A 9,011-nucleotide genomic window follows, 5' to 3' on the forward strand; every position below is an offset into this window, starting at 1 on the left:
GAACTATGCAATTTTTAATCTATCAATTCGAAAGTATTAGCAAATTAGCCAAATTGACACCTTCCCACCTCCAACTAACACTCAATACAGACCTCTGACAATTTAATAAGTTTCATTTTTAATGTCTGACGACTCATTTCTTTCGAGGCTGTATTGTTTGTATATGGAGCGTTTATATGAATAGAATCTATCGCGTGATATGGAATTGCACCCTACAGGTATTTCAGGCCTGCTCGGAATTAACTCGCAGGGTAGGTAAAACATCAATGGTTAATTTGCGTAAATCCTCTGGACTGACAACGAAATTCCGTAGATTGACGCTGGGTGTTTTGTTGGCACTAAGCGGTTCAGCGTCTGGTGCAAGTCTTGAAGTTGATAATGGTCAGATTACAAATATTGATACTGATGTTGCTTATGATGCCTACCTGGTTGGCTGGTATGGCACTGGAGTGCTTAATATTTTGGCTGGCGGTAATGCCTCCTTAACCACTATTACTACCAGCGTCATTGGCGCTAATGAGGACTCAGAGGGCACCGTTAATGTTTTGGGTGGCACCTGGCGATTGTATGATAGCGGAAATAATGCAAGGCCTTTAAATGTGGGTCAATCCGGAACGGGGACGCTGAATATTAAACAGAAGGGTCACGTCGATGGAGGCTATTTAAGATTAGGTACTCAAGCTGCAGGCGTCGGGACGGTTAATGTTGAGGGAGAGGACTCGGTTTTGACGACCGAATTATTCGAAATAGGGAGTTACGGTACGGGCTCATTAAATATTACGGATAAGGGTTACGTTACGAGTTCAATAGTCGCCATTTTAGGATATCAAGCGAACAGTAATGGTAAGGTTGTCGTTGAAAAGGGTGGCGAGTGGCTAATAAAAAATAATGATTCCGCAATTGAATTTCAAATTGGTAATCAAGGGATGGGGGAGGCGACTATTCGCGAGGGGGGGCTGGTTACGGCTGAAAATACGATTATCGGTGGCAATGCCACCGGTGTCGGAACCCTGAATGTGCAGGATCAAGACTCTGTCATCACGGTACGCAGACTCTATAATGGATATTTCGGTAATGGCGCAGTCAATATTTCCAATAATGGACTAATTAATAACAAAGAATATTCATTGGTGGGCGTTCAGGACGGTTCCCACGGTGTCGTCAACGTGACCGATAAAGGGCATTGGAATTTCCTCGGAACAGGCGAAGCTTTCCGCTATATCTATATCGGTGATGCTGGTGACGGTGAACTTAATGTCTCGCGTGAAGGTAAAGTAGATTCTGGAATTATCACTGCGGGGATGAAAGAATCAGGCACAGGCAACATTACTGTTAAGGATAAGAACTCCGTTATCACTAATCTCGGAACTAATCTTGGTTATGACGGCCACGGCGAAATGAATATCAGTAATGAGGGGCTTGTTGTCAGCAACGGAGGAAGTTCACTCGGTTATGGAGAAACCGGCGTCGGGAATGTCAGCATCACCACGGGGGGGATGTGGGAGGTCAATAAGAATGTCTATACCACCATTGGTGTTGCGGGTGTCGGAAACCTCAATATTAGCGATGGCGGTAAGTTTGTATCGCAAAATATTACTTTTTTGGGCGATAAAGCAAGCGGTATCGGCACACTGAACCTGATGGATGCGACATCATCGTTCGATACTGTGGGTATCAATGTCGGTAATTTTGGTAGCGGTATCGTAAATGTCAGTAATGGTGCCACCCTTAATTCAACGGGCTATGGATTTATCGGAGGAAATGCCTCCGGTAAGGGGATAGTTAATATTTCAACGGATAGTCTCTGGAATTTAAAGACATCATCTACTAACGCCCAATTGCTACAGGTCGGTGTATTAGGCACGGGTGAACTGAATATTACCACCGGAGGTATAGTTAAAGCGCGTGATACACAGATAGCTCTCAATGACAAAAGCAAGGGCGACGTGAGGGTGGATGGGCAGAACTCTCTTCTTGAAACATTCAATATGTACGTAGGGACATCTGGTACGGGTACGTTAACCCTGACGAATAGCGGCACGCTGAATGTCGAAGGTGGAGAAGTTTACTTAGGTGTTTTTGAACCTGCTGTAGGAACGCTAAACATTGGTGCAGCTCACGGTGAGGCGGCGGCAGATGCCGGATTTATCACCAACGCGACGAAAGTAGAGTTTGGCTCTGGCGAAGGTGTTTTTGTCTTTAATCATACTAATAACAGTGATGCCGGCTACCAGGTCGATATGCTGATTACAGGTGACGATAAAGACGGAAAAGTGATCCATGATGCAGGCCATACGGTGTTCAATGCAGGGAATACTTATAGCGGTAAAACGCTGGTCAATGACGGCCTCCTGACCATTGCGTCTCATACGGCAGATGGGGTAACGGGCATGGGGTCGAGTGAAGTAACCATTGCAAGCCCCGGTACGCTCGACATTCTCGCATCAACGAACAGTGCAGGAGATTACACGCTGACCAATGCGCTCAAAGGCGATGGCTTGATGCGAGTTCAGCTGTCATCCTCCGACAAGATGTTTGGCTTTACACATGCAACAGGGACTGAATTCGCCGGTGTTGCCCAACTGAAAGACAGTACCTTCACTCTGGAACGCGACAACACCGCTGCGCTTACTCACGCGATGTTGCAGTCTGACATTGAAAATACCACATCGGTAAACGTGGGAGAGCAATCCATTGGTGGACTGGCCATGAATGGCGGTACGCTCATTTTCGATACGGATATTCCTGCTGCGACGCTTGCAGAGGGATATATCAGCGTCGATACGCTGGTTGTCGGCGCGAGTGACTACACCTGGAAAGGCCGTAACTATCAGGTAAACGGGACGGGCGACGTGCTTATCGACGTGCCTAAACCGTGGAATGATCCTATGGCGAATAACCCTCTGACGACGCTCAATTTGCTGGAACACGATGATAACCATGTCGGCGTTCAACTGGTGAAGGCGCAAACGGTTATTGGGTCGGGTGGCTCATTAACGTTACGTGATTTACAGGGCGACGAGGTGGAAGCGGACAAAACGTTACACATTGCGCAAAACGGAACGGTGGTCGCCGAGGGTGATTATGGATTCCGCCTCACGACCGCACCAGGTGATGGTTTGTACGTTAACTATGGGCTGAAAGCGCTGAACATCCATGGAGGGCAAAAGCTGACGTTAGCCGAACATGGCGGAGCCTATGGCGCAACGGCCGATATGTCGGCAAAAATCGGTGGTGAAGGGGATCTGGCAATCAATACGGTGCGACAGGTTTCGCTTTCCAACGGTCAGAACGACTATCAGGGGGCAACCTACGTTCAGATGGGGACATTACGTACCGATGCGGATGGCGCGCTGGGCAACACCCGGGAACTGAACATCAGCAACGCAGCCATCGTCGATCTTAATGGATCGACGCAGACGGTAGAGACATTTACCGGGCAGATGGGTTCGACTGTTTTGTTCAAAGAAGGGTCGCTGACGGTAAATAAAGGTGGGATCAGTCAGGGTGAACTGACAGGTGGCGGAAACCTGAATGTTACAGGGGGAACGCTGGCTGTCGAGGGGCTTAATGCACGCTACAATGCGTTAACCAGCGTTAGCCCAAATGCGGAAGTCAGCCTCGATAATACGCAGGGGTTAGGCAGAGGAAATATTGCCAATGACGGTCTGTTAACGCTAAAAAACGTGACTGGCGAACTGCGTAATAGCATAAGCGGGAAGGGTATCGTGAGCGCAACCGCCAGGACAGATGTAGAGCTGGATGGCGATAATAGCCGCTTTGCGGGGCAATTTAACATCGATGCTGGCAGCGCGCTCGGCGTCAACGAGCAGAAAAACCTGGGTGATGCTTCCGTTATCAATAATGGCTTGCTCATCATCTCCACTGAGCGTAGCTGGGCGATGACGCACAGTATCAGCGGTAGCGGTGATGTGACAAAACTGGGTACCGGGATCCTGACTCTTAACAACGATTCCGCGGCGTATCAGGGTACGACGGATATCGTGGGTGGTGAAATTGCTTTCGGTTCCGACTCTGCCATTAATATGGCAAGTCAGCACATTAATATCCATAACAGCGGTGTGATGTCGGGAAACGTCACCACTGCAGGTGATGTGAACGTTATGTCTGGGGGGACACAGCGTGTCGCTAAAACCACAATCGGCGGCAACCTGGAGAATGGCGGCACGGTTCAAATGAATAGCGAAGGGGGGAAACCGGGGAATGTACTGACCGTTAACGGTAACTATACCGGAAACAATGGCCTGATTACGTTCAACGCGACGCTGGGCGGCGATAATTCGCCCACCGATAAGATGAACGTGAAAGGCGATACCCAAGGGAACACTCGCGTTCGGGTTGATAACATTGGCGGCGTCGGTGCGCAAACGGTCAACGGTATTGAACTCATTGAGGTTGGCGGTAATTCTGCAGGTAATTTCGCGCTGACCACCGGAACTGTCGAAGCTGGGGCTTACGTCTACACGCTGGCTAAAGGGAAGGGGAATGACGAGAAAAACTGGTATCTGACCAGTAAATGGGACGGCGTAACGCCAGCGGATACACCCGATCCCATCAATAATCCCCCTGTTGTGGATCCGGAAGGCCCATCAGTTTATCGCCCGGAGGCCGGAAGCTATATCAGCAACATTGCCGCAGCCAACTCGCTGTTTAGCCATCGCTTACACGACCGTCTGGGTGAGCCGCAATATACAGATTCACTGCATTCTCAGGGTTCAGCAAGCAGTATGTGGATGCGTCATGTCGGGGGGCACGAACGTTCCAGTGCCGGAGACGGCCAGCTAAATACTCAGGCTAACCGCTATGTATTGCAGCTAGGCGGCGATTTGGCGCAGTGGAGTAGCAACGCGCAGGATCGCTGGCATCTTGGCGTGATGGCAGGCTACGCCAATCAGCACAGTAATACTCAGAGTAATCGTGTGGGTTATAAATCGGATGGGCGCATCAGCGGTTACAGCGCTGGGCTGTACGCGACCTGGTATCAGAACGATTCGAATAAGACCGGCGCTTATGTTGACTGCTGGGTGCTGTATAACTGGTTTGATAACAGCGTCAGTTCCGATAACCGTTCTGCTGACGACTATGATTCTCGCGGTGTTACGGCCTCTGTTGAGGGTGGGTATACCTTTGAAGCGGGAACATTTAGAGGCAGCGAAGGGACGCTGAATACCTGGTACGTCCAGCCACAGGCGCAAATCACCTGGATGGGTGTGAAAGATTCTGACCATAACCGGAAAGACGGAACACGCATTGAAACGGAAGGCGACGGAAACGTGCAAACGCGACTTGGGGTGAAAACCTACCTGAACAGCCATCACCAGCGTGACGATGGTAAACAGCGTGAGTTCCAGCCTTACATTGAAGCGAACTGGATCAACAATAGCAAAGTCTACGCCGTGAAGATGAATGGTCAAACCGTAAGCCATGATGGTGCGCGTAATCTCGGTGAAGTACGTACCGGGGTTGAGGCGAAAGTAAATAACAACCTTAGCCTGTGGGGGAATGTCGGTGTGCAACTAGGTGATAAAGGCTATAGCGATACTCAGGGCATGCTGGGAGTGAAATATAGCTGGTAAACCGTATAAGCCGCATGTCGAGATGGCATGCGGCTTAATATTGCCGACTTCAAACGGCTTTTAAAGCCTCCCTTTTATCCGCGATCGCGGATATCGCAGCGTTTATCCCGTAGAGCGGATAAGATCTGTTTCCAGATTGACTTTATCCTCACTAAAGGATAAAACTGATAATATCCCCTTAAGCGGATAAATTTGCTGTGGACGTATGACATGATGAGCTTTCAGAAGATCTATAGCCCAACGCAATTAGCGAATGCAATGAAACTGGTTCGCCAGCAAAATGGCTGGACGCAGAGCGAGCTGGCGAAAAAAATCGGCATTAAGCAGGCGACGATTTCCAATTTCGAAAACAACCCTGACAATACCACGCTCACGACATTTTTTAAGATTTTACAGTCGCTTGAACTCTCAATGACACTATGCGACACGAAAAATGCCTCGCCAGAATCAACAGAACAGCAAGATCTGGAGTGGTAATGCCTAAACTTGTCACTTGGATGAACAACCAGCGGGTAGGCGAGTTAACGAAGTTAGCCAACGGCGCGCACACCTTTAAGTATGCACCGGAGTGGTTAGCCAGCCGTTATGCCAGACCGTTGTCACTTTCGCTGCCATTGCAGAGGGGGAATATCACCTCTGATGCCGTATTTAACTTCTTCGATAACTTGTTACCCGATAGCCCGATTGTACGTGACCGGATCGTTAAACGTTATCATGCCAAATCCAGACAACCGTTTGATTTATTGTCAGAAATAGGGCGAGACAGCGTTGGTGCCGTGACGTTAATACCCGAAGACGAAACCGTAACGCGTCCGATAATGGCATGGGAAAAGCTTACTGAAGCCAGACTTGAAGAAGTATTAACGGCTTATAAAGCAGATATCCCGCTAGGCATGATTAGAGAAGAAAATGACTTTCGCATCTCGGTTGCTGGCGCACAGGAGAAGACAGCACTGCTCAGAATAGGCAATGACTGGTGCATTCCGAAAGGAATAACGCCGACGACGCACATCATTAAATTACCGATTGGGGAAATCAGGCAGCCCAATGCGACGCTCGATCTCAGCCAAAGCGTTGATAATGAGTATTACTGTCTGCTGCTGGCGAAAGAACTTGGGTTGAATGTTCCGGACGCAGAAATCATTAAAGCGGGAAATGTGCGCGCGTTAGCGGTCGAACGTTTTGACAGGCGTTGGAATGCTGAGCGAACGGTTTTACTTCGCTTGCCACAGGAGGATATGTGTCAGACATTCGGTTTACCTTCATCGGTGAAATATGAATCAGATGGAGGCCCAGGCATCGCGCGGATCATGGCTTTTTTGATGGGGTCCAGCGAGGCGCTGAAAGATCGCTATGATTTTATGAAATTCCAGGTCTTTCAGTGGTTGATTGGCGCAACGGATGGCCATGCAAAAAACTTCTCCGTATTTATTCAGGCTGGCGGCAGTTATCGACTCACGCCATTTTACGACATCATTTCAGCATTTCCGGTATTGGGTGGCGCGGGAATACACATCAGCGATCTCAAACTGGCAATGGGGCTTAACGCATCCAAAGGCAAAAAAACGGCAATCGATAAAATTTATCCGCGACATTTTTTGGCGACAGCAAAGGTGCTGAGATTCCCGGAAGTGCAGATGCATGAAATCCTGAGTGACTTTGCCAGAATGATTCCGGCAGCACTGGATAACGTGAAGACTTCATTACCGACAGATTTTCCAGAGAACGTGGTGACGGCAGTTGAAACCAATGTGTTGAGGTTGCACGGTCGGTTAAGCCGAGAATACGGTATTAAGTAAGAGTAAGATATGGGGTTTGGTCGTTGTTAATGAGCAGGACAAATCATGACCGCCAACGACTAGATTCTTCCTTGGTTTATGTTGGTGCGCATAATGTATATTATGTTAAATCGCATCTGAGTGATACGAAGTGATTTTCCGGTAGTCGTTATTCGTTCAGGGTTCCAGAACTTAAGCCTCTCCTCTTTCATAATTGGCCTGTGCATGCCGGATATAGGCTGGCTGGTATGCAGATTTGCCGTTTGCCGCATCTTCCCAGCGTTGAAGACTCAAGCTGGTAAACCGCGTGCAAATGAGCACGCCCTCTTTCCATCAACACTTCAGATAGAAAATGCAGGTGACCAAAAAGACACCCAGTTTGTCATTACCCCACCGCTTTTTTCCATGCAAGGTAAAAAAGAGAATACGCTGCGGATAATCAACGCCACTAATCATCAGTTACCAGGCGACCGTGAAAGCCTGTTCTGGGTGAATGTTAAAGCTATTCCTGCTATGGAAAAAGACCAGAAGAATGAGAATACATTACAGCTGGCAATTATTAGCCGCATAAAAATGTTTTATCGCCCCACGAACCTGGCAATGGCACCTGAAGAAGCGCCTGCAATGCTTCGGTTTCGTCGCAGCGGTAGCAAACTCACTCTTATTAATCCAACGCCCTACTTCATTACCGTAACAAATATGAAAGCAGGAAATAGCAATCTCCCAAACACCATGGTGCCGCCAAAAGGTGAAGTATCGGTGGATATCCCGCATGCTGCCACCGGGGATATCAGTTTTCAGACGATCAATGATTACGGCGCATTAACTCCGCGTATTAAGGCAACCATGCAGTAAGCCAGTGACCTAATTAATAATAAACTCAATCGGAATTAATAATGACAGCCTTTCGTGCCGCATTTAAGGCATATCGTTTGCATCAGGTGTTACTACTGCCTCGCTTTGTACGGCTTACCATTGCCCTTGGCTTAGCAACTGCGGTATTTCCCGTTGACGCAGAGTATTATTTTAATCCACGGTTTTTAAGCAATGATCTTGCTGAATCTGTCGATTTATCCGCCTTTACTAAGGGACGCGAGGCACCACCTGGTACATATCGGATCGACATTTATTTGAACGACGAATTTATGACTAGTCGGGATATTACTTTTATTGCAGATGATAATAATGCAGATCTCATCCCATGCCTGAGTACAGATCTTCTTGTCAGTCTTGGCATAAAAAAATCTGCGTTATTAGACAATAAGGAACATTCAGCAGAAAAACATGTGCCGGACAACAGCGCATGCACACCACTTCAGGATCGTTTGGTCGACGCATCAACTGAGTTTGATGTTGGTCAGCAACATCTGTCACTCTCCGTTCCGCAAATTTATGTTGGCAGAATGGCTCGCGGCTATGTTTCTCCTGATCTGTGGGAAGAAGGAATAAATGCAGGGCTTCTAAACTATAGTTTTAATGGTAATTCTATTAATAATCGTAGTAACCATAATGCAGGAAAATCAAACTATGCATATTTGAATTTACAGAGTGGCATCAACATTGGTGGATTTGCCCCTATATTTCCAGACATCTGTTATCACTTAACCCATTACAAGCCCGCTGCCGCAGATATTCC

Annotated in this window: 5 protein-coding genes; all 5 read left to right on the forward strand. The window is 48.0% G+C overall.

Going from position 1 to position 9,011, the window contains the following annotated elements:
• The first annotated feature begins 176 nt into the window (after positions 1–176).
• A complete protein-coding gene (locus OQV04_RS22050; RefSeq protein WP_247806743.1) occupies positions 177–5,597 on the forward strand; it encodes an ECSE_1600 family autotransporter in 5,421 nt (1,806 codons plus the stop codon).
• Between the two features lie 210 nt (positions 5,598–5,807).
• Positions 5,808–6,074, forward strand: a complete 267-nt coding sequence (gene hipB / locus OQV04_RS22055) for a type II toxin-antitoxin system antitoxin HipB (protein WP_001296726.1) — start codon at positions 5,808–5,810, stop codon at positions 6,072–6,074.
• Entirely contained in the window at positions 6,074–7,396 is a 1,323-nt protein-coding gene (hipA, locus tag OQV04_RS22060) for a type II toxin-antitoxin system serine/threonine protein kinase toxin HipA (protein WP_021574605.1), read from the forward strand. Before hipB ends, hipA begins: the two co-directional genes overlap by 1 nt.
• Before the next feature lie 204 nt (positions 7,397–7,600).
• Positions 7,601–8,230: a fimbria/pilus periplasmic chaperone gene (locus OQV04_RS22065; protein WP_375156539.1), complete on the forward strand. Its 630-nt coding sequence runs from the start codon at positions 7,601–7,603 to the stop codon at positions 8,228–8,230.
• A gap of 41 nt (positions 8,231–8,271) precedes the next feature.
• A partial coding sequence (locus OQV04_RS22070; RefSeq protein WP_332642938.1) for a FimD/PapC N-terminal domain-containing protein occupies positions 8,272–9,011 on the forward strand: 740 nt, incomplete at its 3' end.

The organism is Escherichia sp. Lx600-2 (assembly GCF_036662595.1).
Taxonomy (GTDB): Bacteria; Pseudomonadota; Gammaproteobacteria; order Enterobacterales; family Enterobacteriaceae; genus Escherichia; species Escherichia coli.

Bases quoted from the DNA above. Each gene is read 5' to 3' on its own strand.
- OQV04_RS22065 (WP_375156539.1), top strand. From the start codon at position 7,601: ATGCCGGATATAGGCTGGCTGGTATGCAGATTTGCCGTTTGCCGCATC.
- hipA (WP_021574605.1), top strand. From the start codon at position 6,074: ATGCCTAAACTTGTCACTTGGATGAACAACCAGCGGGTAGGCGAGTTA.
- hipB (WP_001296726.1), top strand. From the start codon at position 5,808: ATGATGAGCTTTCAGAAGATCTATAGCCCAACGCAATTAGCGAATGCA.
- OQV04_RS22050 (WP_247806743.1), top strand. From the start codon at position 177: ATGAATAGAATCTATCGCGTGATATGGAATTGCACCCTACAGGTATTT.